This window comes from Streptomyces sp. NPDC037100 (genome assembly GCF_055606225.1).
Genome location: NZ_JBVJSX010000012.1, coordinates 109,113 through 133,394 on the forward strand (window position 1 = coordinate 109,113; position 24,282 = coordinate 133,394).

General features: G+C 71.9%; 23 protein-coding genes and 1 pseudogene. 17 read left to right on the forward strand and 7 right to left on the reverse strand.

The features are described from left to right. The first annotated feature begins 19 nt into the window (after nt 1–19). From ACZ7EG_RS32375 to ACZ7EG_RS32390, 4 genes and pseudogenes are all read left to right on the forward strand, one after another. Complete coding sequence (locus ACZ7EG_RS32375; RefSeq protein ID WP_033307522.1) at nt 20–256, forward strand: DUF6213 family protein; 237 nt, start codon at nt 20–22, stop codon at nt 254–256. Nucleotides 257–461: 205 nt separating this feature from the next. Further along, nucleotides 462–1,529: pseudogene (locus ACZ7EG_RS32380) on the forward strand (type III polyketide synthase); the annotation flags it as partial. Between the two features lies 1 nt (nt 1,530). Next, nucleotides 1,531–2,460, forward strand: coding sequence for a cytochrome P450 family protein (locus ACZ7EG_RS32385; RefSeq protein ID WP_471086757.1), 930 nt, complete (start codon nt 1,531–1,533; stop codon nt 2,458–2,460). 7 nt (nt 2,461–2,467) lie between these two features. After that, entirely contained in the window at nt 2,468–2,989 is a 522-nt protein-coding gene (locus ACZ7EG_RS32390) for a cupin domain-containing protein (protein WP_471086760.1), read from the forward strand. Here the strand turns inward: ACZ7EG_RS32390 and ACZ7EG_RS32395 are convergent. Then, nucleotides 2,986–4,212, reverse strand: coding sequence for an acyl-CoA dehydrogenase family protein (locus ACZ7EG_RS32395; RefSeq protein WP_362243449.1), 1,227 nt, complete (start codon nt 4,210–4,212; stop codon nt 2,986–2,988). The genes ACZ7EG_RS32390 and ACZ7EG_RS32395 overlap by 4 nt on opposite strands. Before the next feature lie 172 nt (nt 4,213–4,384). Between ACZ7EG_RS32395 and ACZ7EG_RS32400 the strand changes: the two genes are divergently transcribed. Continuing rightward, nucleotides 4,385–5,029, forward strand: a complete 645-nt coding sequence (locus ACZ7EG_RS32400) for a TetR/AcrR family transcriptional regulator (protein WP_376644778.1) — start codon at nt 4,385–4,387, stop codon at nt 5,027–5,029. Nucleotides 5,030–5,092: 63 nt separating this feature from the next. Here the strand turns inward: ACZ7EG_RS32400 and def are convergent, their stop codons facing one another. Then, complete coding sequence (gene def, locus ACZ7EG_RS32405; protein WP_471086765.1) at nt 5,093–5,638, reverse strand: peptide deformylase; 546 nt, start codon at nt 5,636–5,638, stop codon at nt 5,093–5,095. A gap of 158 nt (nt 5,639–5,796) precedes the next feature. Between def and ACZ7EG_RS32410 the strand changes: the two genes are divergently transcribed. The 5 genes from ACZ7EG_RS32410 to ACZ7EG_RS32430 all read left to right on the forward strand — a co-directional run bounded on the left by ACZ7EG_RS32410 (nt 5,797) and on the right by ACZ7EG_RS32430 (nt 10,384). Beyond that, nucleotides 5,797–7,035, forward strand: coding sequence for a MurT ligase domain-containing protein (locus tag ACZ7EG_RS32410; RefSeq protein ID WP_033307230.1), 1,239 nt, complete (start codon nt 5,797–5,799; stop codon nt 7,033–7,035). Between the two features lie 23 nt (nt 7,036–7,058). Continuing rightward, a complete protein-coding gene (locus ACZ7EG_RS32415) occupies nt 7,059–7,787 on the forward strand; it encodes a type 1 glutamine amidotransferase (protein ID WP_471086769.1) in 729 nt (242 codons plus the stop codon). 203 nt (nt 7,788–7,990) lie between these two features. Further along, on the forward strand, nt 7,991–9,016 hold the full coding sequence (locus ACZ7EG_RS32420; RefSeq protein ID WP_471086771.1) for a 6-phosphofructokinase: 1,026 nt from the start codon (nt 7,991–7,993) through the stop codon (nt 9,014–9,016). 157 nt (nt 9,017–9,173) lie between these two features. After that, nucleotides 9,174–10,124: a cytochrome c oxidase assembly protein gene (locus ACZ7EG_RS32425; RefSeq protein ID WP_471086774.1), complete on the forward strand. Its 951-nt coding sequence runs from the start codon at nt 9,174–9,176 to the stop codon at nt 10,122–10,124. Between the two features lie 80 nt (nt 10,125–10,204). Further along, on the forward strand, nt 10,205–10,384 hold the full coding sequence (locus tag ACZ7EG_RS32430; protein WP_362243437.1) for a hypothetical protein: 180 nt from the start codon (nt 10,205–10,207) through the stop codon (nt 10,382–10,384). A gap of 4 nt (nt 10,385–10,388) precedes the next feature. Here ACZ7EG_RS32430 and ACZ7EG_RS32435 read toward each other — a convergent pair whose 3' ends face one another. From ACZ7EG_RS32435 to ACZ7EG_RS32450, 4 genes are read right to left on the reverse strand one after another with little or no spacing between them, the layout of a single operon-like run. Beyond that, complete coding sequence (locus ACZ7EG_RS32435) at nt 10,389–11,603, reverse strand: sensor histidine kinase (protein ID WP_471086777.1); 1,215 nt, start codon at nt 11,601–11,603, stop codon at nt 10,389–10,391. Further along, nucleotides 11,600–13,312 carry a sodium/solute symporter gene (locus ACZ7EG_RS32440; protein WP_471086780.1) on the reverse strand — a complete coding sequence of 571 codons (1,713 nt, stop codon included), beginning with the start codon at nt 13,310–13,312 and terminating at the stop codon, nt 11,600–11,602. Before ACZ7EG_RS32440 ends, ACZ7EG_RS32435 begins: the two co-directional genes overlap by 4 nt. Nucleotides 13,313–13,339: 27 nt before the next feature. After that, complete coding sequence (locus ACZ7EG_RS32445; protein WP_471087171.1) at nt 13,340–13,738, reverse strand: hypothetical protein; 399 nt, start codon at nt 13,736–13,738, stop codon at nt 13,340–13,342. A gap of 2 nt (nt 13,739–13,740) precedes the next feature. Next, nucleotides 13,741–14,490, reverse strand: coding sequence for a LytR/AlgR family response regulator transcription factor (locus ACZ7EG_RS32450; RefSeq protein ID WP_471086783.1), 750 nt, complete (start codon nt 14,488–14,490; stop codon nt 13,741–13,743). A gap of 123 nt (nt 14,491–14,613) precedes the next feature. Here ACZ7EG_RS32450 and ACZ7EG_RS32455 point away from each other — a divergent pair, with 123 nt between their 5' ends. The 5 genes from ACZ7EG_RS32455 (at nt 14,614) to ACZ7EG_RS32475 (ending at nt 21,653) form a co-directional block, all read left to right on the forward strand. Then, a complete protein-coding gene (locus ACZ7EG_RS32455; protein ID WP_142165257.1) occupies nt 14,614–15,129 on the forward strand; it encodes an Lrp/AsnC family transcriptional regulator in 516 nt (171 codons plus the stop codon). A 126-nt stretch (nt 15,130–15,255) separates the two neighbouring features. After that, a complete protein-coding gene (gene ddaH / locus ACZ7EG_RS32460) occupies nt 15,256–16,086 on the forward strand; it encodes a dimethylargininase (protein ID WP_471086787.1) in 831 nt (276 codons plus the stop codon). Continuing rightward, nucleotides 16,083–17,336, forward strand: a complete 1,254-nt coding sequence (gene rocD / locus ACZ7EG_RS32465) for an ornithine--oxo-acid transaminase (RefSeq protein ID WP_471086790.1) — start codon at nt 16,083–16,085, stop codon at nt 17,334–17,336. The genes ddaH and rocD overlap by 4 nt, the downstream gene beginning before the upstream one ends. Before the next feature lie 553 nt (nt 17,337–17,889). Beyond that, nucleotides 17,890–20,349: a SpoIIE family protein phosphatase gene (locus ACZ7EG_RS32470; protein WP_471086793.1), complete on the forward strand. Its 2,460-nt coding sequence runs from the start codon at nt 17,890–17,892 to the stop codon at nt 20,347–20,349. A gap of 65 nt (nt 20,350–20,414) precedes the next feature. After that, the gene (locus ACZ7EG_RS32475) at nt 20,415–21,653 is read left to right on the forward strand and encodes a PP2C family protein-serine/threonine phosphatase (protein WP_471086796.1); all 1,239 of its coding nucleotides are present in this window, start codon (nt 20,415–20,417) and stop codon (nt 21,651–21,653) included. A gap of 1 nt (nt 21,654) precedes the next feature. Here the strand turns inward: ACZ7EG_RS32475 and ACZ7EG_RS32480 are convergent, their stop codons facing one another. Continuing rightward, the gene (locus ACZ7EG_RS32480; protein WP_471086799.1) at nt 21,655–22,110 is read right to left on the reverse strand and encodes an RpiB/LacA/LacB family sugar-phosphate isomerase; all 456 of its coding nucleotides are present in this window, start codon (nt 22,108–22,110) and stop codon (nt 21,655–21,657) included. 346 nt (nt 22,111–22,456) lie between these two features. Between ACZ7EG_RS32480 and ACZ7EG_RS32485 the strand changes: the two genes are divergently transcribed. Together ACZ7EG_RS32485 and ACZ7EG_RS32490 are read left to right on the forward strand one after the other, a co-directional pair. Next, nucleotides 22,457–23,176 (forward strand): lysophospholipid acyltransferase family protein, encoded by a 720-nt coding sequence (locus ACZ7EG_RS32485; RefSeq protein WP_471086802.1) that lies wholly within the window; start codon nt 22,457–22,459, stop codon nt 23,174–23,176. Nucleotides 23,177–23,235: 59 nt separating this feature from the next. Next, on the forward strand, nt 23,236–24,267 hold the full coding sequence (locus ACZ7EG_RS32490) for an NAD-dependent epimerase/dehydratase family protein (RefSeq protein ID WP_471086805.1): 1,032 nt from the start codon (nt 23,236–23,238) through the stop codon (nt 24,265–24,267). Nucleotides 24,268–24,282 lie beyond the last annotated feature (15 nt).

The following is a 24,282-nucleotide window of genomic DNA, read 5'->3' on the forward strand; positions in this document are numbered from 1 at the left end:
CGGGGCTACGATCCCGTCTGTGAACCGCGAAGTGACTCTGCCTCTGATCGTCGACGACCGCGGGACCTTGCAGGTGGCTGCCGCGGATGTCAGCAAGCTCTTGCGGACGGTGGGGGGTCGGTGGGTGCGGCTCGTGGAAGGCGGGGAGTCGGGGCTGGACGAGGACACGGTCGCCGAGTTGGCCATCGAGCTGGCGAAGCTGGCCGACCGGATCGATGTGGCCTGTATCGCGCACAGCAGTGGGACCGCGACCTGAGTGGTGCGGGTGCGTGGGGGTGCTCGTGCGGTTCCCCGCGCTTTCACGGCACCCGACTCGACCGGGTGGGGAACACGGCGTCCCCGATACGGAGTAGCTCCGCGCGAAGTCGGCGTACCGGCGGGTGATCGTGAGTGGACCACCCCTTGAGGTGACCCACTTCTGACCGGGGGGCTCAGGGCCTTCCGGGCGGCGAAAGCAGGCGCGGCTCATGGCGACTTTGTGCAGACCCTCGGTGTCCGTACCAGAGCACGTGATCACGATGGAGGAGACCCTCGAGCTGGCGCGTGAGCGCCACGCCGGGCACCCTCAACTGCCGCTGGCCCTCCGGCTGATCGAGAACACCGGGGTGCGCACCCGGCACATCGTGCAGCCCGTCGAGGAGACGCTGAAGCACCCCGGGTTCGAGGACCGCAACAAGCTCTACGAGGCCGAGGCGAAGGCCCGGGTGCCCGCGGTCGTCCAGCGGGCGCTCGACGACGCCGAGCTGCTCACCACGGAAGTGGACCTGATCGTCTACGTCTCGTGCACGGGATTCATGATGCCCTCGCTCACGGCCTGGCTGATCAACGAGATGGGCTTCGAGCCGACGGCCCGGCAGCTGCCGATAGCCCAGCTCGGCTGTGCGGGCGGCGGCGCGGCCATCAACCGGGCTCACGACTTCTGCACGGCCTACCCGGAGGCCAACGCGCTGATCGTGGCGTGCGAGTTCTGCTCGCTGTGCTACCAGCCCACCGACATCGGGGTCGGCTCGCTGCTGTCGAACGGCCTGTTCGGTGACGGCATCGCCGCCGCCGCGGTCCGCGGCCGGGGCGGCGAGGGCGTCCGGCTGGAGCGCAACGGCTCGTATCTGATCCCCAAGACCGAGGACTGGATCACGTACGACGTGAAGGCGACCGGCTTCCATTTCCTGCTGGACAAGCGGGTACCGGCGACGATGGAACCGCTCGCCCCCGTGCTGAAGGACCTGGCCGCTGATCACGGCTGGGACGCCTCCGACCTGGACTTCTACATCGTCCACGCGGGCGGCCCCCGCATCCTCGACGACCTCAGCACCTTCCTGCACGTCGACCCGCACGCCTTCCGGTTCAGCCGGGCCACGCTCACCGAGTACGGCAACATCGCCAGCGCCGTCGTCCTGGACGCGCTGCGCCGGCTGTTCGAGGAGGGTGGCGCCGAGCACCGGGCGCCCGGGCTGCTCGCCGGATTCGGGCCCGGCATCACCGCCGAGATGTCCCTGGGCCGCTGGCACAGCGCGGACGGGACGAGGTGACATGAGCGAAGAGACGATCACCGGGGACCTGACCCCGGTTCTGGACCGGCCCGCACCCGGCCCGGCCGGCGCCGGCTTCGACCCGGGCGGCGACGCCGCCCGTCTCCCGGACCCGTCGGCCCGTACCCGGTCGCGACACGCCGTCGCCGCCGCGTTCACGGCGCAGGGGGTGGAGCGAGTGCGCGAACGGTGCCGGCGCATGCTGGCGGAGCTGGTCGACGAGTTGCTGCAGGACGGCCCGCCCGCCGATCTGACCGAGGCCGTGCTCAGCCCCTTCCCCAGCGCGGTGATCTGCGAGCTGATGGGCATCCCGCCCGCCGACCGGCAGGGCATGCACGCCTGGACCCGGCTGATCCTGTCCTCCTCGCACGGCGCCGAGGCCGGCGAGAAGGCCCGCAGGGAGATGGGCGCCTGCTTCTGCGATCTCATCGGCCTGCGCGAGGGCAGCACCGGCGAGGACGTCACCTCCCTGCTCGGGGCCGCCGTGGGCCGGAAGGAGGTGCCCCTGGACGAGGCGGTCGGTCTCGCGGTCCTCCTCCAGATCAGGGGCGAGGCGGTCACCGACCTGAGTGTCCGGTTGTTCTGCGTCCTGCTGACCCGGCCCGGCCTCGCCGCACGGCTGCGCACCGAACCGGACATCCGTCCCCGGGCCGTCGACGCACTGCTGCGCCGGCTCCCCCACCGCGACGCGGATGTCTTCCCCGACCCCAAGACCGGCGACCTCGGCCGCGGCACGGACCCGCATGTCTCCTTCGGCTGCGGCCCGCATCACTGGCCCGGCGGCCTGCCGGCCCGGATGGTGTCGGAGCTCCTGGTCGACGCGCTCCTCGACGGCGTACCGGGCCTTCGGCTCTCCGTTCCCGCCGACGAGCCGCCCTTCAGGACGGGCACGCGACTGCGCGGGCCCGAGGCCCTGCCCGTGACCTGGTGATCCGGCGATGACGGCGACGGAAGGGCTGCTCGTCCCACCCGGCCACGGCCGGATCATGGAGACCCCCGCCCAGCGCGTCACCTTCAAGGTGACCGGCACACACTCCCGCATGGCCTCCACCTTCGAGGTGGTCGTACCACCGGGCTTCGACGTCGGCGCCCACGTGCACACCCGCAGCGAGGAGTTGTTCTACGTGCTCGAGGGCGAGCTGGACGTCCTCGCCTTCGAGCCGCGGATTCGCACCCCCGACAACTGGCGGACGTGGGAGTCCGCTTCGGGAAACCGGGTGGTGCGGGCGACACCCGGGACGCTGATCGCCGTGCCCCCCGGATGCCCGCACGCGTTCGCCAACCCGACCGACACACCGGCGAAGGTGTTCTTCCAGGCGAGCCCGCCGCCCGACCACGAGCGGTACTTCGAGGAACTGCTGGACATCCTCGGCGGCGGGGGCCCGCCGGACCAGGCGGCGATCGAGGAGCTACGGGCGCGCTACGACATCGAGCAGCTGACGCCGCTGCGGCACCGCTAGCGGATGGGCACACCGGCGAGGGTCCGGGCGATGACCAGCCGCTGGATCTCGCTCGTGCCCTCGAAGATGGTGTAGATGGCCGCGTCCCGGTGCATCCGCTCCACGGGGTACTCCCGGGTGTAGCCGTTGCCACCGAGGATCTGGATCGCCTGGGCCGTCACCTTCTTGGCCGTCTCGCTCGCGAAGAGCTTGGACATCGAACCCTCGGCCGCCGTGAACGGCTTGCCGTTGATCGCCATCCAGGACGCGCGCCACACCAGCAGCCGGGCCGCGTCGATGGACGTCCGCATGTCGGCGAGCTGGAAGGCGACGCCCTGGTTGTCGATGATCGGCCGGCCGAACTGCTCGCGCGTCTTCGCGTAGTCGAGGGCGACCTCGTAGGCGGCGCGGGCCGTACCGACGGCCATGGCGCCGACCGCCGGGCGCGAGGCCTCGAACGTGGCCATGGCCGCGTTCTTCACGCGCTCGCCGCCCGCCTTGGCCCGCTCCCGCGCCCGGGCCAGCCGCTCGTCCAGCTTCTCCTTGCCGCCGAGCAGACAGGAGCCGGGAACGCGCACGTTGTCGAGGATGACCTCGGCGGTGTGCGAGGCGCGGATGCCGTGCTTCTTGAACTTCTGGCCCTGGGCCAGACCCGGCGTCCCGGGCGGGACGATGAAGGAGGCGTGCCCCTTGGAGCCGAGCTCGGCGTCGACGACCGCGACGACGACATGGACGTTGGCGATGCCGCCGTTGGTCGCCCAGGTCTTGGTGCCGTTGAGCACCCACTCGTCCTTGGCCTCGTCGTACACGGCCCGGGTGCGCATGGAGGCCACGTCGGAGCCGGCGTCGGGCTCGGAGGAGCAGAAGGCGGCGACCTTGACATCGTTGGCGTCGCCGTACATCTGCGGGATCCAGGTGCCGATCTGTTCCTCGGTTCCGTTGGCGAGGACGCCGACGGCGGCGAGGCCGGTGCCGACGATGGACAGGGCGATGCCCGCGTCGCCCCAGAACAGCTCCTCCATCGCCATGGGGATGCCGAGGCCGGTCGAGTCGAAGTACTGCTGGGCGTAGAAGTCCAGGGAGTAGATGCCGACCTTGGCGGCCTCCTGGATGACCGGCCAGGGAGTCTCCTCACGCTCGTCCCATTCGGCGGCCGCGGGGCGGATCACATCGGCCGCGAAGCCGTGCAGCCAGTCCCGGACCTCCTTCTGTTCGTCGTTGAGATCCATGGTGAACTCGGCCATGTCGTCCCCTCCAGCGGCACACATGCATGTTACTTGCGGTAACACCAGTCTGTTACCGGCGGGTAGTCGAAGTCAACTCCTACCGACCGGTCGGCACCCGTTCGGTGTCGGGGGCACGCTTCAGTGTTAGTTTTCGCAGGCGTCATGGAAACAGCACGGGTGGGGAGAGACCATGGACACCACGCAGCGGACCGATCAGCAACGGTCCGCCGACCGCCGCCGGCGTGAGCTGCTGGAGGCCGCCGACCGGGTGGTGCTGCGCGACGGACCGCAGGCATCGATGAACGCGATCGCGGCGGAGGCCGGCATCACCAAGCCGATCCTCTACCGGCACTTCGGCGACAAGGGCGGACTTTACGCGGCCCTTGCCATGCGGCACACGGACGCCCTGCTGGACTCGCTGCGCGCGGCGCTGGACGCGCCGGCGGACCGGCGGGAGCGGGTCGAGGCGACGCTGGACACATACCTCACGGCGATCGAGTTGCGGCCCCAGGTGTACCGGTTCCTGATGCACCCCGCGGAGGGGGGCCAGCCGGGGGACCCGGGGTTCGATGTCGGCAAGCACAGCGCGCCGCTGCTGCGGCGGATGGGCGAGGAGCTGGCGCAGGTCATCGAGGAGCGGCTGGATCTCGGGCCGGGCGGACAGCAGCTGGCGCGGGTGTGGGGGCACGGAATCGTCGGCATGATGCACGCGGCCGGGGACTGGTGGCTCGGAGAACGGCCCTGCTCCCGTGCGGAGTTGGTGCGGAGTTTGGCGGATCTGTTGTGGGGGCGCCTTGCGGCGGCCGGTGACCGGGTGGGAGGCCCTGGGTTCTGACCACCGTCTTCGTGTGCGGGACCGTGGGAGCTGGTCGCGCAGTTCCCCGCGCCCCTCGGAGTCTCACCGCACCCCGTGCCAGGAAGACCGGGCCACCTGGCGCATCAGCCTGCGGTGGCGCCAGCCCGTCAGGTGGTCCGCGTAGATGCGGCCCTCCAAGTGGTCGCACTCGTGTTGCAGGCAGCGGGCGAAGAAGCCCGTGCCGTGGACGGTGACCGGGTCGCCGGTCACCGTGAAGCCCTCGACCACCGCGTGGTCGTAGCGCTCCGTGCCCGCTTCCAGGCCCGGCAGGGACAGGCAGCCCTCCGGGCCCCGGATCACCACGCCGTCGGTCTCGGCCGGCCGGGGGTTGACCACGTGGCCCACGTGGCGGACCTCCTCGTCGTCGGGGCAGTCGTAGACGAAGACCCGCAGGGGCACACCGATCTGGTTCGCGGCGAGGCCGACCCCCTGGGCGGCGTACATGGTCGCGAACAAGTCCTCGACGAGCCGGGCCAGTTCGGGGCCGAATTCGGTGACCTCCGCGCAGGGCATGTGCAGGACGGGGTCGCCGTGCAGGGTGAGGGGTCTCACGCTGCCGTGGGTGCCGGGGATGGGGCTCTGTCGCATGGCGGCAAGAGTAAGGTCCTGTCGGTCCGCGTCTCCCACACGAGTTCGCCACAGTGCCACGGTTCGGGAGTGCGAATGGATCTCGATAGGCTGAGGTCCACACCACGTGGCCGTCAGGCTTCAAGGCGCGGCGCGTACGCAAGGAGGATCGAGAACTGATGGCAGGCAACTCGGACCCGCTCTCGCCGCGGGCCAAGCTGGCCGTGACCGCGGGCAAGGCGGTCGCGGCGGCATCGCGCGCCGCAGGGCGCGGCAGCGGTTCGGTGATCGGCGGCCGGGTCGCGCTGAAGCTCGACCCCGACCTCCTCGCCCGGCTCGCCCAGAACCTGGACGTGATCCTGGTCTCCGCGACGAACGGCAAGACCACCACCACCCGGCTCATCGCCGAGGCCCTGCGCGCGGCGGGACCCGTCGTCTCCAACGCGCTCGGCGCCAACATGCCGGCCGGCATCACCTCGGCCCTCGCCGGCAGCTCGGACGCCCGCTACGGCGTCATCGAGGTCGACGAGAAGTACCTCGCCGGCGTCGCCCGGGACACCGCCCCGAAGTGCATCGCCCTGCTCAACCTCTCGCGCGACCAGCTCGACCGTGCCGCCGAGACCCGCATGCTCGCGGAGAACTGGCGGGAGGGACTCGCGGGTTCCAAGGCCGTGGTCGTGGCCAACTGCGACGACCCGCTGGTGGTGTGGGCGGCGTCGTCCTCCCCCAATGTGATCTGGGTCGCGGCCGGGCAGATGTGGAAGGACGACGCCTGGTCCTGCCCGTCGTGCGGTGGCGTGATGCAGCGCCCCGGCGACGACTGGTTCTGCGGCGAGTGCGGCTTCCGCCGTCCGACGCCGAGCTGGGCGCTCTCCGGCGACCACGTGCTCGACCCGCACGGCTCGGCCTGGCCGATCCACCTCCAGCTGCCGGGCCGCGCCAACAAGGCCAACGCCGCCTCCTCGGCAGCCGTGGCCGCCGTGTTCGGGGTGCCGCCGCAGGTCGCGCTGGAGCGCATGTACCAGGTGCAGGCGGTGGCCGGGCGCTACGACGTCGTCCAGTTCCAGGGCCGTGACCTGCGGCTGCTGCTCGCGAAGAACCCGGCCGGCTGGCTGGAGACGTTCTCCCTGATCGACCCGCCGCCCACCCCGGTCATCCTGTCGGTCAACGCCCGCTCCGCCGACGGCACCGACACCTCCTGGCTGTGGGACGTCGACTACTCGCGCCTGACCGGCCACCCGATCTGCGTCGTCGGCGACCGGCGGCTGGACCTGGCGGTGCGGCTGGAGGTCGCCGACCAGCACTTCCAGGTCTACGAGAACCTCGACCAGGCGGTGGCGGCGTGCCCGCCGGGCCGGATCGAGGTCATCGCCAACTACACGGCGTTCCAGGACCTGCGCCGCCGCGTCGGCAACTGAGCACGAGACGTCAGGGGACTTTTGTGAGCGACAACCAACTGCGCATCGTCTGGATCTATCCCGACCTGCTCAGCACCTACGGCGACCAGGGCAACGTCCTCGTCGTCGAGCGCCGGGCCCAGCAGCGCGGCCTGGACGTGGCCCGGCTGGACGTGCGCAGCGACCAGCCGATCCCGACCTCCGGCGACATCTACCTGATCGGCGGCGGCGAGGACCGGCCGCAGCGGCTCGCCGCCGAGCGGCTGCGCCGGGACGGCGGACTGACCCGGGCCGTGGAGAACGGCGCCATCGTGTTCTCGGTGTGCGCCGGCTACCAGATCCTCGGCCACGAGTTCATCAACGACCTCGGCCAGCGCGAGCCCGGTCTCGGGCTGCTGGACGTGGTGTCGGTGCGCGGCGAGGGCGCGCGGTGCGTCGGTGACGTGCTGGGCGACATCGACGCACGCCTCGGCCTGCCCCCGCTGACGGGCTTCGAGAACCACCAGGGCGTCACCCACCTCGGCCCCACCGCCCGCCCGCTCGCCCAGGTGCGCTTCGGCAACGGCAACGGCACGGGCGACGGCACGGAGGGCGCGTACAACGACACCGTCTTCGGCACGTACATGCACGGGCCGGTACTCGCGCGCAACCCGCTGATCGCGGACCTGCTGCTGAAGCTGGCCCTCGACGTCAACGCGCTGCCGCCGACGGACGACCGCTGGTACGAGGCCCTGCGCAACGAGCGCATCGCCGCTGCTCAGCAGCCCGCCTAGGCACAACCCCGCAGCGTGCCCGAGGCACGCGTCAACCTGCTGGTCAACAGCCCGTATGACGACCCATCCGCACAGGTGAGCGGGGTCGTCCAGCAGGCGGACGCGTGCTTCGGTCCGGCCCCTCGGTGCCGCTAGGGTGGCGGGGATTCCAGCCGGACAACGTGGTCCGGTCCCCGGCCCACGTTGAGAAGGTATTTCGGGCTATGCGCATTGGTGTCCTCACGTCCGGCGGCGACTGCCCCGGCCTGAACGCCGTCATCCGGTCCGTCGTGCACCGCGCCGTCGTCGACCACGGCGACGAGGTCATCGGCTTCCGGGACGGCTGGAAGGGCCTCCTGGAGTGCGACTACCTCAAGCTCGACCTCGACGCGGTGGGTGGCATCCTTGCCCGCGGCGGCACGATTCTCGGGTCCTCCCGGGTCCAGCCCTCCCATCTGCGGGACGGTGTGGAGCGGGCCAAGGGCCATGTCGAGGAGCTCGGCCTCGACGCGATCATCCCCATCGGCGGCGAGGGCACGCTCAAGGCCGCGCGGCTGATGTCGGACAGCGGTCTGCCCATCGTGGGTGTGCCGAAGACCATCGACAACGACATCGCGGTCACGGACGTCACCTTCGGGTTCGACACGGCCGTGGGCGTGGCGACCGAGGCCCTGGACCGGCTGAAGACCACGGCCGAGTCCCACCAGCGGGTCCTGGTGGTCGAGGTCATGGGGCGGCACACCGGCTGGATCGCGCTGCACTCCGGTATGGCGGCCGGTGCACACGCCATCGTCGTGCCCGAGCGGCCCTTCGACATAGAGGAACTGACCCGGCGGGTCGGCGAGCGGTTCGAGGCGGGCAAGCGCTTCGCGATCGTCGTGGCGGCGGAGGGGGCGAAGCCCCGGGCCGGGAGCATGGAGTTCGACGAGGGCGGCAAGGACATCTACGGGCACGAGCGGTTCGCGGGGATCGCCCGGCAGCTGTCCGTGGAGCTGGAGGGGCGCCTCGGGAAGGAAGCCCGCCCGGTGATCCTCGGACACGTGCAGCGGGGCGGTACGCCGACCGCCTACGACCGGGTGCTGGCCACGCGGTTCGGGTGGCATGCGGTGGAGGCGGTGCACCGGGGTGAGTTCGGGCGGATGACCGCGCTGCGCGGGACCGACATCGTGATGGTGTCGCTCGCCGAGGCCGTCAGGACACTGAAGACGGTGCCGGAGGATCGGTACGACGAGGCCGAGACCGTTCTCTGAGGTTGCCGTGGTCGGCCGGGTGCGGGATGTGTCTGGCCGTTCGCGCAGTTCCCCGCGCCCCTGAAGTTCGCCCCCGGTCACTTGTGTGGTCGGGGGCGGTTCTACTCTTGTGGGCGGACAGATGGCTGCACACCCCCACGAAACAGGAGCCGGCGGAATGGATCACAGCGGGCACGGCATGACCATGGATCTGCCGCCGTTCACGCTGGGACGAGGTCTCGAGTGGTCGGCGGACCCGTTCTTCCTCGTCGCCTGCCTGGTCGGGCTCGCCCTGTACGGGTGGGGTGTCGTACGGCTCGTCCGGCGCGGGGACACGTGGCCGGTGGGGCGCACCGTCGCCTATGTCCTGGGCGTGCTCAGCATCGTGCTCATGATGTGCACCGGGCTGAACGACTACGGCATGGTCATGTTCAGCGTGCACATGGTGCAGCACATGGTCATCAGCATGGTGTCGCCCATCCTCATCCTGCTCGGGGCGCCGATCACGCTGGCGCTGCGGGCGCTGCCCACGGCGGGGCGGGGCCGCAAGGGGCCGCGTGAGCTGCTGCTGATGTTCCTGCACAGCCGGTACATGCGGATCATCACGCACCCGGCGTTCACGATCCCGCTGTTCATCGCGAGCCTGTACGGGCTGTACTTCACCCCGATCTTCGACACGCTGATGGGCTCCAAGGCGGGCCACATCGCGATGATGGTGCACTTCCTCGCCGTCGGCCTGGTGTTCTTCTGGCCGATCATGGGTGTGGACCCGGGCCCGCACCGCCCGGGCTACCTGATGCGGATGCTGGAGCTGTTCGCGGGCATGCCCTTCCACGCGTTCTTCGGGATCGCGTTGATGATGGCGTCCGAGCCGATGGTCGAGACGTTCAAGAACCCGCCCGCCTCCCTCGGTATCGAGGCGCTGTCCGACCAGAACGCGGCGGGCGGCATCGCCTGGGCGTTCAGCGAGATCCCCTCCGTGCTGGTGCTGGTGGCGCTGCTGTTCCAGTGGTACGCCTCGGACCAGCGGCAGGCCAGGCGCACCGACCGGGCCGCGGACCGCGACGGCGACAAGGAGCTGGAGGCGTACAACGCCTACCTGGCCTCCCTGAACACGCCGGGGCGCTGAAGACCTCTTCGGTACGGGCCGTGCGCGCCGGGCGTCCGCCGGGCACCATGGAGGCACCGAACCATGAGGAGGGTGTTGCGATGCCCGGTTCCACGAACGGTTCCAACTCGACGAAGACGATGGGGGCGCTCACGCTGGGCGGGCTGGTCCTGGTGACGGCCTACACGGTGGCGCTCGGGAGCAACGGCTGGCTGTGGTTCGGCTGGGTTGTTTTGGGCCTGATCACGCTGGGGCTGGTGGTGACGACGCGCAGCACCTGACGGCTCACTCCCGGGGCAGCCGCCCCGCCGAGTGCACGCCGGGCTGGTACTTGGGGAGCCGGACGGTGATCTTCATGCCGGCTCCCACGGCGGTTTCGATGACGAGCCCGTAGTCGTCGCCGTAGACCTGGCGGAGCCGGTCGTCGACGTTGGAGAGGCCGATGCCGCCCGAGGGGCTGACCTCGCGGGCGAGGATACGGCGGAGCAGGCCGGGGTCCATGCCTGCGCCGTCGTCCTCGATGACGACGAGGGCCTCGGCGCCCGCGTCCTGTGCGGTGATCTGGATGTGGCACGTGCCCGAGGACGGGGCCTTGCCCTCCAGGCCGTGCTTGACGGCGTTCTCGACGAGCGGCTGAAGGCAGAGGAACGGCAGGGTCACCGGCAGCACCTCCGGCGCTATCTGGAGGGTGACGGCGAGGCGGTCACCGAAGCGTGCCCGCACCAACGCCAGGTAGTGGTCGATGGCGTGGAGTTCCTCGGCGAGGGTGGTGAAGTCGCCGTGCCGGCGGAACGAGTAGCGGGTGAAGTCGGCGAATTCGAGCAGCAGTTCGCGGGCGCGCTCGGGGTCGGTGCGGACGAACGAGGCGATCACCGCGAGCGAGTTGAAGATGAAGTGCGGGGAGATCTGGGCCCGCAGCGCCTTGATCTCGGCCTCGATGAGGCGGGTGCGGGACTGGTCGAGATCGGCCAGTTCCAGCTGGACCGAGACCCAGCGGGCGACCTCGCCGGCGGCCCGGACGAGCACCGCCGACTCACGCGGCGCGCAGGCCACGAGGGCGCCGTGCACCCGGTCGTCGACGGTGAGCGGGGCGACGACCGCCCAGCGCACCGAGCAGTCGAGTCTGTCGCAGGTGAGCCGGAAGGCCTCGCCGCGGCCGGTTTCCAGGGCGCCCGCGAGCCGTTCCATGATCTCGGTGCGGTGGTGGGAGCCGTCACCGTCCCAGACCAGGACCTGCCCCCGGTCGGTGAGGCAGAGGGCGTCCGTTCCCAGCAGGGAGCGGAGTTTGCGGGCGGACTTGCGGGCGGTCTCCTCCGTCAGGCCGGCCCGCAGCGGGGGCGCGGCGAGGGACGCCGTGTGCAGGGTCTCGAAGGTGGCGTGCTCGACGGGGGTGCCGAGGCCGGCGAGGCTCTTGGCCCGTGCGGTGCGCCGGCCGAGCCAGACCCCGAGGGCGAGCACCGGGAGCACGGCGACGCACAGGCCCGCCAGGAAGCCGCTCATGCCGTCACCTCGGTGCGCAGCTCCTCGGGCAGGTGGAACCGGGCCAGGACCGCCGCCGTGCCGGGCGGGACCCGGCCGGGGGTGGCCAGGGACACCAGGATCATGGTGAGGAAGCCCAGTGGCACCGACCACAGCGCGGGCCAGGCGAGCAGGGCGTGCAGGGCGGCGCCCTCGCCCGGGTAGCCCGCCATGGTCGCGGCGACGGCGAGCAGGGCGGAACCGCCTCCGACCAGCATCCCGGCGGCGGCTCCGGGCGGGGTCAGCCGCCGCCACCAGATGCCGAGGACGAGCAGCGGGCAGAACGAGGACGCCGAGACGGCGAAGGCGAGCCCGACTGCGTCGGCGACCGGCAGCCCGCCCACCAGGACGCTCGCCGCGAGGGGCACGGCCATGGCGAGGACCGTCCCGAGGCGGAAGTGCCGTACGCCCCGGGACGGCAGGACGTCCTGGGTGAGGACGCCGGCGACCGCCATGGTCAGGCCGGAGGCGGTGGAGAGGAACGCGGCGAAGGCGCCCCCGGCGACCAGCGCGCCCAGCAGGTCGCCCCCCACTCCCCCGATCATGCGATCGGGCAGCAGGAGGACGGCGGCGTCCGGGTCGCCGGTGAGGGTCAGTTCGGGGGCGTAGAGGCGGCCGAGGGCGCCGTAGACCGGGGGCAGGAGGTAGAACGCGCCGATCAGGCCGAGGACCGCGACGGTGGTGCGGCGGGCGGCGACGCCGTGCGGGCTGGTGTAGAAGCGGACCACGACGTGCGGCAGGCCCATGGTGCCGAGGAACGTGGCGAGGATCAGTCCGTACGTGGCGTACAGCGGGCGTTCCTCTCGGCTCTCGGCCTGCGACGGGGACAGGTCGCCGCCGCCGCGCTCGGCCTCGGGGACGGGGGCGCCCCGGGCGAAGGTGAGCCGGGTGCCACGCTCGATGTGGTGGCTTCCGGCGGTGAGGTCCAGGCGCGTGCCGGTGTGGGTACGGCCGTCGACGGTGCCGGTCACCGTGACGCTCAGGGGCCGGTCCAGCTTCAGGTCGACCGAGTCGTCGACGCGCACGACGCGCTGCTCGCGGAAGGTGGCCGGTTCGTCGAAGGCGTGCCGGGGTGCTCCGTCGCTCTGCCAGGCGAGGACCAGGAACAGGGCGGGGACGAGCAGGGCGGTGAGTTTCAGCCAGTACTGGAAGGCCTGGACGAAGGTGATGCTGCGCATGCCGCCGGCGGCGACGATGGCCGTGACGACGACGGCGACGATCACGCCGCCGAGCCAGTCGGGCGCCCCGCTCAGCACGGTCAGGGTCAGTCCGGCGCCCTGGAGCTGGGGCAGCAGGTACAGCCAGCCGACGCCGACGACGAAGGCGCCGGCGAGGCGCCGCACGGCCTGGGAGGCGAGGCGGGCCTCGGCGAAGTCGGGGAGGGTGTAGGCGCCGGAACGGCGCAGCGGGGCGGCGACGAAGAGGAGCAGGACCAGGTAGCCGGCGGTGTAGCCGACCGGGTACCAGAGCATGTCGGGGCCCTGGACGAGGACGAGGCCCGCTATGCCGAGGAAGGAGGCGGCGGAGAGGTATTCGCCGCTGATGGCGGCGGCGTTGAGGCGGGGGCCGACGGTGCGGGAGGCGACGTAGAAGTCGGAGGTGGTGCGGGAGATGCGCAGGCCGAAGGCGCCGACGAGGACGGTCGCGACGACGACGAGGGCGACGGCGGGGATGGCGTAGCTGGAGTTCATGGGTGGCCGGGGTTCATCGGTGGGGCTTCAGCGGTCTTCGACGAGGCGTACGAAGTCGCGTTCGTTGCGCTCGGCGCGGCGGACGTACCAGCGGGCCAGCAGCACCAGCGGGAGGTAGAGGCCGAAACCGAGGACGGCCCATTCCAGGCGGCGGGCGTCGGGCATCGCCGCGAAGAGCAGCGGGAGCGGGCCGACGAGCAGGCCGAGGACCGCGAACACGATGAGGGCGGCGCGCAGTTGGGTGCGCATCAGGGAGCGGACATAGGTGTGGCCGAGGGTGGTCTGCTCGTCGATCTCGGTGCGCGGACGGTAATGGCCGGAGGAGGCCTGGGGGTACCGTCCGCGCGAGCGAAGCCGGGCGTGGGGAGGAGTCCGCCGCGGCGGGCCGGTGACGACGACGCGGCGTTCGGTGTGGTCCTGGGGCACCGTCACGGCCTCCGCATGAGCAGGTCGCGCAGTTCGCGCGTGTGGCGCCGGCTGACCTGGAGTTCCTCTGAGCCGACGAGGACGCTGACGGTGCCCGCGTCGAGGCGGAGTTCTCCGATGTGGCGCAGGGCGACGAGGTGGCGGCGGTGGATGCGGACGAAGCCGCGGGTGCGCCAGCGCTCCTCCAGGGTGGACAGCGGGATGCGCACCAGGTGGCTGCCCTTGTCGGTGTGCAGGCGGGCGTAGTCGCCCTGGGCCTCGACGTGGGTGATGTCGTCGACGGCGACGAAGCGGGTCACGCCGCCGAGTTCGACGGGTATGTGGTCCGGGTCGGGTTCGTGCACGGGGATGCGGGGGGCGGCGCCGCACAGTTCGGCGGCCCGGCGGACGGCTTCGGCGAGGCGTTCCTTGCGGACCGGTTTGAGGAGGTAGTCGACGGCCTTGAGGTCGAAGGCCTGCACGGCGAAGTCCTCGTGGGCGGTGACGAACACGACCAGTGGCGGCCGGGCGAAGCCGGTGAGCAGCCTGGCGAGGTCGAGACCGTCGAGGCCGGGCATCTGGATGTCCAGGAAGACGACGTCGATGGCCTCGGGCCCGCCCGGGCCGGACTCCAGGGCGCGGTTCATGCGGCGCAGCGCCTCGGTCGCGTCGTCGGCGCCCTCGGCGCTGCCGATGCGGGGGTCGGCGTGCAGGAGGTAGAGCAGCTCCTCCAGCGAGGGGCGTTCGTCGTCGACAGCCAGGGCGCGCAGCATGAACCCGGAGTGTAGGGGTGATCCGAACGTCTGGACATGTGCCGGGGGGTGGACGTTCGCGCCGGACGCGGTGCCCGCGCCCGGCGGGGCGCCGGCCGGAGTGCCGGTGGATACAGTGCCCGCATGAACAGCAGGTCCACCCCGTTCGACGAACTCGACCGGAAGATCATCACCGCGTTGATGGCGAACGCGAGGACGTCGTTCGCCGAGATCGGCACGGCGATCGGGCTGTCGGCCACGGCGGTCAAGCGGCGGGTGGACCGGTTGCGCGAGACGGGCGTGATCACCGGATTCTCGGCGACGGTGAAGCCGTCGGCGCTGGGCTGGCGCACGGAGGCCTACGTCGAGGTGTACTGCGAGGGCGCCGCCCCGCCGCGGCGGCTGGCCGAGGTGGTGCGCGACTACCCGGAGATCGCCGCGGCGATGACCGTGACCGGCGGCGCGGACGCGTTGCTGCACGTGCGGGCGCGGGACGTGGAGCACTTCGAGGAGGTGCTGGAGCGGATCCGGCAGGAGCCGTTCATCCGGAAGACGATCAGCGTGATGGTGCTGTCCCATCTGCTGCCGGAGAGCCCGGAGGCGGGGGCGAGTCATCCGGCCCCGGAGGGGGTTCCCGGCGGCGCAGCAGACGTGCGCTGAGCAGCCTGAAGACGCAGCGTTCCTGCGCGAACGCGCAACCATTGTTCCTTGTCGGGCACCGCCGCCAGTTCCTACCGTTGTGTCAACCCCCAGTCACACACCGTGAGGAAGCGGAGGGACCCCTCTGTGCCCGACTCCCGTGTGCCGCGCCGGCGGCGCTACCTCGTCTGCGAACCCAGACACTTCGCCGTGCAGTACGCGATCAACCCGTGGATGCATCCCGACGAACCCGTCGACGTCATCCGCGCCCTGGACCAGTGGCAGGCGCTGGTCGACGCCTACCGTGCCCACGGCCATACCGTGGACAGTGTGAAACCCGTTCCCGGCCTGCCCGACATGGTGTTCGCGGCGAACGCGGCGGTCGTCGTCGACGGCCGCGTCTTCGGCTCGCTCTTCCACGCGCCCGAGCGCCGTCCCGAGTCCGTGCCGTACGAGGCGTGGTTCAAGACGGAGGGCTACGACGTCTACCACCCCGAGTCGGTGTGCGAGGGCGAGGGCGACCTGGTGCCGGCCGGCCGCTGGATCCTGGCCGGGACGGGCTTCCGGACGACCCGGGAGGCCCACAGCGAGGTGCAGGAGTACTTCGGGACGCCGGTGATCAGCCTGACGCTGGTGGATCCGTACTTCTACCACCTGGACACGGCGTTGTTCGTCCTCGACGAGGGGCACGACGGCAACATCGCCTACTACCCCGAGGCGTTCTCGCCGGGCAGCCGCGAGGTGCTGGCCCGGCTGTACCCGGACGCGGTGCTCGCCACCCGCGAGGACGCGATGGCGTTCGGGCTCAACTCCGTCTCCGACGGGCGCCACGTGTTCATCTCACCGGGGGCGACGGGCCTGGCCGGGCGACTGGCCGACCGCGGTTACGCCCCCGTCCCCGTCGACCTGTCCGAGTTCCACAAGGCCGGTGGCGGCATCAAGTGCTGCACCCAGGAGATCCGGGAGATCCGCTCATGACCGCACCCGTCCGCACCGAGGACTCGCCGGAGGCCCGGGGCACGCAGGAGACCCGTGGCTCGCAGGAGCTGATCCGCGCGGAGGAGCCGGTCCTCGCGCACAACTACCACCCGTTGCCGGTGGTCGTCGCGCGTGCCGAGGGCACCTGGGTGGAGGACGTGGAGGGGCGGCGCTACCTCGACATGCTGGCCGGCTACTCGGCCCTCAACTTCGGCCACCGGCACCCTGCGCTGATCGAGGCGGCCCATCGCCAGCTCGACCGGCTGACCCTCACCTCGCGCGCCTTCCACAACGACCGGCTCGCCGAATTCGCGGAGCGGCTGGCGGCGCTGACCGGCATGGACATGGTGCTGCCCATGAACACCGGCGCGGAGGCGGTGGAGAGCGGGGTGAAGGTGGCCCGCAAGTGGGCCTACGACGTCAAGGGCGTACCGGCCGACCGGGCGACGATCGTGGTCGCGGCGGACAACTTCCACGGGCGTACGACGACGATCGTCAGCTTCTCCACCGACGAGACGGCCCGGGCGGGCTTCGGGCCCTTCACCCCGGGTTTCCGGGTGGTGCCGTACAACGACCTGGCCGCGATGGAGGCGGCGGTCGACGAGACCACGGCGGCGGTGCTGATCGAGCCGATCCAGGGCGAGGCGGGGGTGATCATTCCCGACGACGGCTATCTCGCCGGTGTGCGGGAGCTGACCCGCCGCAAGGGCTGTCTGTTCATCGCGGACGAGATCCAGTCCGGGCTCGGCCGCACGGGCCGGACGCTGGCGGTCGAGCACGAGCCGGTGGTGCCGGACGTGCTGCTGCTGGGCAAGGCGCTGGGCGGTGGCATCGTGCCGGTGTCGGCGGTGGTCGGACGCCGGGAGGTGCTCGGGGTGCTGCACCCGGGTGAGCACGGCTCGACGTTCGGCGGCAATCCGCTGGCGGCTGCGGTCGGTACGGCGGTGGTGGAGCTGCTGGAGACGGGCGAGTTCCAGCGCCGCGCGGCCGAACTGGGCGTGATCCTGCGCGACGGTCTGACGGCTCTGGTCGGCAGGGGCGTCGTCGGCTTCCGCTCCCGCGGGCTGTGGGCGGGCGTCGACATCGACCCCGCACTCGGCACCGGCCGCGAGATCAGCGAACGCCTGATGCGACAGGGAGTCCTGGCGAAGGACACCCACGGCTCGACGATCCGCCTGGCCCCACCGCTCACCATCACGGGCGAGGAGCTGACGGGGGCACTCGGGGCTCTGGAGAAGGCGCTGGGGTAAGGGGGATTGAGGTCACCGGGGCGGGGGTGGAGGCCTGAGACGGGCCGCCCACCCCCTCTCCGCGAGGCGGCACAAGGCTGCACCCGTCCCTCCCCATGAGGCAGCGCAAGACTGCACCCGCCCCCCTCCACGATCCGGCCCAAGACTGCACCCGCCCCCCTCCACGATCCGGCCCAAGACTGCACCCGCCCCCCTCCACGAGGCAGCGCAAGGCTGCACCCGCTTCTCTCCACGAGGCGGCGCAAGCTGCGCGCGCGCCCCCTCCACGATCCGGCCCAGGGACGCGCCCGGCGTCGACCGGGCGGGTGCCGCACAGGCGTGCACACCGGCGGCCGGCCGCCTCGCGTCGACCGGCCGTTCAGCCGCGCGGACGGAACCGGGGCGGCGTGCTCGTCACCTGGCCGCCGCCGCCCTCCGCCCGGCGTCCGGAACACCCCCACCGCGTCCGGCCCCGGGGCCCCGACCGGCCCCGCACAAGCCGCCCCACGTCGCCGGAAGGGTGAAGATTGAGGCAAGAGGTGGTAGACCACTGTCAGCGACAGAGAGGTCGGCCGTGGGCGCAGACGAGGTGTACGGCGTTGCCCGGCAGCGGTTCGATGTGGCCGACGCGGCGCCCCTGTTGCTCGATCCACAGGGCGTGGTGACGGGCTGGACCGAGGATGCCCGGCGGCTGCTGGCGTACCCGGCTGCCGAGGCGGTCGGCAGGAAGCTGGCCGACCTGCTGGTCGCCGAGGACGCGCAGCGCGTACCGGACCTGGTCGAGCGGTGCCGCAGGAACGGCGGCTGGACGGGGCTGCTGACGGCCCGCCGCAGGGACGGGCAACCCTTGAAGGTCGCGGCCCGGATCGCCTCGGCCGAGGAGGCGCAGGGCGGCGCGCGCTGGCTGTTGCTCCTGTCGGAGCTGTCCGACGCCCCCGGCTGGGACATGAGCCGCACGGTGCTGGAGCAGATGGCGGCGGGCGCCCCCGTCGGTATCGCGATCGTGGACACGGACCTGCGCTTCGTGTGGTCGAACGCCGCCCTGGAGCAGTTCGGTGGCGGTCCGGCGGCGCGCCGGCTCGGGCTGCGCTTCGCCGACGTGCAGCCGGGCATGGACGCCCAGGCGGTCGAGGCGCAGATGCGTCACGTGCTGGAGACCGGCGAGCCGGTGGTCGGCTACGAGCATGTGGGCCACGTGCGCTCGGCCCCGCTGCGCGAGACGGCGCACATGCTGTCGTTCACCCGCCTCGAGGACGACCGGGGCCATCCGATCGGCGTGTACTACACGGTCGTGGACATGACCGAGCGGCACCGTGCGCGACAGCGGCTGGCGCTGCTCGACCGGGCGGGCGAGAACATCGGCCGCAGCCTCGACCTCACGCGCACCGCGCAGGAACTGGCGGACGTGGCCGTGCCGGGGCTGGCCGACTTCGTCACCGTGGACCTGCTGGAGTCGGTGCTGCGGGGCGGCGAGCCGGTGCCCGGGCCGCTCGCGGACTCGGAGGAACCGGTGGAGCTGCGCCGCGCCGGCTACCGCTCCGCGCAGGACGATCTCGTGGAGGCCGTCATCGAGATCGGCGAGGGGGTGGCCTTCCGGGCCGGAACGCCGCCCTTCCGCTGTCTGGCCACGGGACGGTCCTGGCGCGCGGAGCGTCTCGACCCGCTGACCCGGGACTGGACCACGAGGACCCCGAGCGGCCGCCGGGCCACGTTCCGGGAGCTGGGTCTGCACAGCGTGATGACCGTGCCGATACGCTCGCGCGGCATCACCCTGGGCATCACGACCTTCTACCGGCGCGACCACCGGGAGCACTTCGACGAGGAGGACCTGCGGCTGGCCGAGGACCTCGTCGCCCGCGCGGCCGTCTGTGTGGACAACGCCCGCCGCTACACCCGCGAGCGGGACGCCGCGCTCGTCCTGCAGCGCAGTCTGCTCCCCCACCGCCTGCCCGAGCAGGACGCCGTCGAGGTGGCCGCGTGTTACCGGCCGGCGGACGAGCTGACCGGTCTCGGCGGCGACTGGTACGACCTCATCCCGCTGTCCGGGGCGCGTGTGGCGCTGGTCGTGGGCGAGGTGCCGGGGCACGGCATCGACGCCGCCGCGGCCATGGGGCAGTTGCGGACCGCCGTGCGGACGCTGGCGGCTCTGGATCTGCCGCCCGCGGAGGTGCTGGCGCACCTCGACGATCTGGTGGCGCGTTCGGCGCGGGAGGAGGGCGCGGAGCCCGGGACGATGGGCTCCGCGGGCACGCCGGGCGTGGGGTCCGGTTGCCTGTACGCCGTCTACGACCCGGTCGACGGGGGGTGTGCGCTGGCCGCGGCGGGGCATCCCGCCCCGGCCGTGGTGCGGCCCGACGGCTCGGTCGTGTTCGTCGAACTGCCGCAGGGACCGCCACTCGGCGTGGGCGGCCCGCCCTTCGAGGCGGTCGAGCTGACCCTGGCGGAGGGCAGCACCATGGCGCTGCACACCGACGGGCTGCTGGCCCGGGGCGAGACCTGGGCCGTCGACGCGGGCCGGGAGCGACTGCGCCGGGCCCTGGAGCAGGCGGGCCCGCTCGAGTCGTACTGCCGGTCCGTGGTCGACGCGCTGGTCCCGGCCCGCCCGTACGACGACGTGGCCCTGCTGATGGCCCGGACGAAACGTCTCGGCAGCGGGCAGGTCGCGGCCTGGGACCTGCCGTCGGACCCGGCCGTGGTCGCCGACGCCCGCCGCACGGCCACCCGGCAGCTCGCGCACTGGGGTCTGGAGGAGCTGGCCTTCACCACCGAGCTGGTGGTGAGCGAGCTCGTCACCAACGCCATCCGATACGCCACCGGGTCCATCCGGCTCCGACTGATCAGGGAGCGTGCCCTGGTCTGCGAGGTCCTCGACGGCGGGGCCACCGCTCCCCACCTGCGCCATCCCCGGACGACGGACGAGGGCGGACGCGGGCTGCTGCTGGTCTCCCAGCTCACGCAGCGGTGGGGCACGCGGTTCGTTCCCGAGGGAAAGATCATCTGGGCCGAGCAGTCCCTGGCGGAACGTCCCGGGTGAAGACGCTTGAGGTTCGCCCATACCGTGCGAAACTGGTGTACCCCGGCGGCGGTGAGGCGACAGCCATGGCGGAGACGGCGATCGACTACGGTGCGGTTTTCAAGGCCCTGCCCGGCATGGTGGCGCTCCTGACACCCGAGCTCGTGTACGCGGACGTCAACGAGGAGTTCGCCCGCGTCTCCGGCCGCACGCGGGAGCAGCTGATCGGCAAGTACCTGTTCGACGTCTTCCCGGACAACCCGAACGACCCGGCCGCGACGGGCATGCGCAATCTGGAGGCCTCGCTGTACCGCGTCCTGGCCACCGGTGAGCGCGACACCATGGCCCTGCAGCGTTACGACGTCGAGGACCCGGAGCGGCCCGGCGAGTGGCACAAGCGCTACTGGAGCCCGGTGAACGCGCCACTGCTGGGCTCGGACGGCGCGGTCGTGCTGATCCTGCACCGGGTGGAGGAGGTCACGGAGCTGATCCGGGCCCGGGGCGGCTCTCCGGGGACCCAGGGCAGCCGGACCAGGGTGCTGGAGGCCGAGCTGTACACCCGTGCTCGTGAGCTGCAGGAGCTCAATGAACGGTTGCGCCGGGCGCACTCCCGGGAGCGGGAGGTGGCGCTGGCGCTGCAGGAGGCGATGCTTCCCGCGCCCCGCCAGGTCCGCAACCACCCGGCCGCCGTCCGGTACCGCCCGGCCGTGGGCGCGCTCAACGTGTGCGGGGACTGGTACGACCTGGTCGACCTGGTGGGCGGCGACCGGATCGGCGTGGCCGTGGGCGACGTGGTCGGGCACGGGCTGGCGGCCGCCGGGGTGATGGGCCAGTTGCGCAGTGCGCTCAGCGCGGCTTCCCGGGTCGCCGACGGGCCGGCCCAGGCCCTGGACGTGCTGGGGCGCTACGCCCATGTGATCGACGGAGCGGAGTCGGCGACCGCCGTGACGACCTTCATCGACTGCGACCGCCACGTCATCACGTACAGCAGCGCCGGCCATCCCCCGCCCGTGCTGGTCCACCCGGACGGCCGTACGGAGTTCCTCGACCAGGCCACGGACACGCCGCTGGACGCCCGCCCGGACCCGATCCCCAGGCCCCAGGCCGCCACCACGTTCTCGGCGGGTGCGACTCTCGTGCTGTACACCGACGGCCTGATCGAACGGCGCACCGAGGACATCGACACGGGCCTGGACCGGCTCGCCGAGGCGCTGGGCAAGCACCGGGACAAGGACCCGGAGACCCTCGCCGACACCGTTCTGCTGGAGTTGCTCCCGCCCGGCGGCGCCACCGACGACACCGCGCTGATCATCGTGCGGCTGTGACCTACATGCGCGTCTTGCCGTGGTCGAGCAGCCGGACGCGGTCGACGTTCTGCCGGTCCTCGGCGTCCGCGCTGGGCTCACCGGCGAACCACGCGTCGAGGATCTCCGTCAGCAGCGGCTGCGACGTCAGCCGCAGGCTGAGCGCGAGCACGTTGGCGTCGTTCCAGCGGCGCGCCCCGTCGGCCGTGTAGGCGTCCGTGCACAGAGCCGCCCGTACGCCGGGCACCTTGTTCGCCGCGATCGAGGCGCCCGTGCCGGTCCAGCAGCACACCACCGCCTGGTCGGCCCTGCCATCGGCGACCTCGCGTGCCGCCGCCTCGGAGCACACCGCCCACTGCGGGTCGTCCCCCGGGCGCAGAGCGCCGTGCGGGCGCACCTCATGACCCCGCTCGCGCAGGGCGGCCACGAGGGAGCGGGCGACGGGTTCGTCCATGTCCGAGGAAACAGCGATCCGCATGCCTGGCAGGTTACTCGCCGGGGCCACCGGCCCACAGCGGCCCTCTCGCCCGCAAGAGCCACCGGCAGGTCACGCACCCCCGCTATCGCGCCACCCCACCCGTTCGGCTTGCCCGTCACCCGGGTGGCGCAGCACGCTGGTCCCGCGACCCTCCCCAGCCGCAGGAGCACCACCGGACACCCGGCACCTGACTGACCATCAGTCAATTGGCGAAGGATCTGTGCCCGCCGCCCGCACGAGGTGCCCGGCGACCGCGCCTACACCTACACTGGCACCCCACGACATGCCGGTTGACCTGCTGGAACGCGGCGGTTGAGACCACCGCGAGAGTCGAGGAGCGCCCGCTTTGTTCTACTACCTGCTGAAATACGTTCTGCTGGGCCCGCTGCTGCGACTGGTCTTCCGGCCTCGGATAGAGGGCCTGGAGCACGTTCCCGCGGAGGGCGCCGCCATCATCGCCGGCAACCACCTGTCGTTCTCGGACCACTTCCTGATGCCCGCCATCCTCAAACGGCGCATCACCTTCCTCGCGAAGGCCGAGTACTTCACGGGCCCGGGCGTCAAGGGCAGGCTGACCGCCTTCTTCTTCCGCAGCGCGGGGCAGATCCCGGTCGACCGCTCCGGCAAGGACGCGGGCCAGGCCGCGATCCGCGAGGGCCTCGGGGTGCTGAGCAAGGACGAGCTGCTCGGCATCTACCCGGAGGGCACCCGCTCGCACGACGGCCGGCTCTACAAGGGCAAGGTCGGGGTGGCGGTGATGGCGCTCAAGGCCGGCGTCCCGGTGATTCCCTGCGCGATGATCGGCACCTTCGAGGCGCAGCCGCCCGGCAAGCTCATCCCCCACATCCACCCCGTGGTGATCCGCTTCGGTGAGCCCCTCGACTTCTCCCGCTACGAGGGCATGGAGAACGAGAAGGCCGTCCTGCGCGCCATCACCGACGAGATCATGTACGCGATCCTCTCCCTGTCCGAGCAGGAGTACGTCGACCGGTACGCGGCCGTGGTGAAGGCCGAGGAGGCAGCCGCAACGAAGGAGCGGAAGTTCCGGCGCATGCCCCTCAGTTGAGCTCTGCTGTCGGCAGAAGCCCGTTCCTCGGCCGGCCCTCGGCGCTCTACGGTCGCGGCATGAGACGTGCTGTGGTGATCGGGGCGGGCGGGCAGGTCGGTCGTCCGGCGGTGGAGGCGCTGGCGAGGGACGGCTGGGAGGTGACGGCCGCCTCGCGCGGTGGCGGCCGGCACGAGAACTGGCCCGGCGGGGTGCGGACGCGGCGGCTGGACCGCGAGGACGACGCGGCGCTCGGCGCACTCATCGGCGACGGCTGTGACCTCCTCGTCGACATGGTCGCCTACGGGGCCCCGCACGCACGGCAGCTGACCGCCCTGGCCGACCGGATCGGCTCGGCCGTGGTCGTGTCTTCCGTGTCGGTGTACGAGGACGGCAAGGGCCGCGGCTTCGACACCATGGGCGAGCCGGACGGGCTCCCGCAGTACCCCGTGCCGATCGCGGAGGACCAGGTCACGGTTCCGCCCGGGGACGCCACGTACAGCACGCGCAAGGTGGCTCTGGAGTGTGAACTGCTCGCGGCCGGCCACCGGTTGCCCACCACCGTGCTGCGTCCGGGGGCGATCCACGGATCGTACAGCCCGCTCCCCCGCGAGTTGTACTTCGTCAAGCGGAACCTCGACGGCCGGCGCGGGCGGATGCTCGCTTTCCGTGGCGAGAGCGTGTTCCACACCTCGGCCGCGCGCAACATCGCCGAACTGATCCGGCTGGCGGCGGCCTCGCCGGGTTCACGGGTGCTCAACGCCTGCGATCCGCTGCCACCGACCGTGTCGGAGATCGGGTCTGCGGTGGACGCGATCATGGGGGCGGAGACGAAGACCGTCCTGCTGGACGGGTCGGCGCAGGGGTCCGCGGGCAGCTCGCCCTGGTCGGTGGAGTCGCCGGTGGTGTGCGACATGTCGGCCGCGGAACGGGAGCTGGGGTACCGGCCGGTCGTGTCCTACCCGGAGAGCCTGCCGGAGACGGTCGAGTGGCTCGTCCACCGGCTGTCCGGCCAGGACTGGCGCGAGGCGTTCCCCACCCTCGCCCGCGCCTACCCGGACCTCTTCGACTACGCGGCGGAGGACGCCTGGTTCGCGGCCCGGCCGGCATGAGGGAGGGGCGGCCGG

Excerpts from the sequence above, each read along its gene's own strand:
- ACZ7EG_RS32490 (WP_471086805.1), top strand. The coding sequence starts at position 23,236 with ATGAGACGTGCTGTGGTGATCGGGGCGGGCGGGCAGGTCGGTCGTCCG.
- ACZ7EG_RS32430 (WP_362243437.1), top strand. The coding sequence starts at position 10,205 with ATGCCCGGTTCCACGAACGGTTCCAACTCGACGAAGACGATGGGGGCG.
- ACZ7EG_RS32390 (WP_471086760.1), top strand. The coding sequence starts at position 2,468 with ATGACGGCGACGGAAGGGCTGCTCGTCCCACCCGGCCACGGCCGGATC.
- ACZ7EG_RS32440 (WP_471086780.1), bottom strand. The coding sequence starts at position 13,312 with ATGAACTCCAGCTACGCCATCCCCGCCGTCGCCCTCGTCGTCGTCGCG.
- ACZ7EG_RS32480 (WP_471086799.1), bottom strand. The coding sequence starts at position 22,110 with ATGCGGATCGCTGTTTCCTCGGACATGGACGAACCCGTCGCCCGCTCC.
- ACZ7EG_RS32435 (WP_471086777.1), bottom strand. The coding sequence starts at position 11,603 with ATGAGCGGCTTCCTGGCGGGCCTGTGCGTCGCCGTGCTCCCGGTGCTC.
- ACZ7EG_RS32425 (WP_471086774.1), top strand. The coding sequence starts at position 9,174 with ATGGATCACAGCGGGCACGGCATGACCATGGATCTGCCGCCGTTCACG.
- ACZ7EG_RS32400 (WP_376644778.1), top strand. The coding sequence starts at position 4,385 with ATGGACACCACGCAGCGGACCGATCAGCAACGGTCCGCCGACCGCCGC.
- ACZ7EG_RS32450 (WP_471086783.1), bottom strand. The coding sequence starts at position 14,490 with ATGCTGCGCGCCCTGGCTGTCGACGACGAACGCCCCTCGCTGGAGGAG.
- ACZ7EG_RS32395 (WP_362243449.1), bottom strand. The coding sequence starts at position 4,212 with ATGGCCGAGTTCACCATGGATCTCAACGACGAACAGAAGGAGGTCCGG.
- def (WP_471086765.1), bottom strand. The coding sequence starts at position 5,638 with ATGCGACAGAGCCCCATCCCCGGCACCCACGGCAGCGTGAGACCCCTC.
- ACZ7EG_RS32385 (WP_471086757.1), top strand. The coding sequence starts at position 1,531 with ATGAGCGAAGAGACGATCACCGGGGACCTGACCCCGGTTCTGGACCGG.
- ACZ7EG_RS32410 (WP_033307230.1), top strand. The coding sequence starts at position 5,797 with ATGGCAGGCAACTCGGACCCGCTCTCGCCGCGGGCCAAGCTGGCCGTG.
- ACZ7EG_RS32420 (WP_471086771.1), top strand. The coding sequence starts at position 7,991 with ATGCGCATTGGTGTCCTCACGTCCGGCGGCGACTGCCCCGGCCTGAAC.
- ACZ7EG_RS32455 (WP_142165257.1), top strand. The coding sequence starts at position 14,614 with ATGAACAGCAGGTCCACCCCGTTCGACGAACTCGACCGGAAGATCATC.
- rocD (WP_471086790.1), top strand. The coding sequence starts at position 16,083 with ATGACCGCACCCGTCCGCACCGAGGACTCGCCGGAGGCCCGGGGCACG.
- ACZ7EG_RS32475 (WP_471086796.1), top strand. The coding sequence starts at position 20,415 with ATGGCGGAGACGGCGATCGACTACGGTGCGGTTTTCAAGGCCCTGCCC.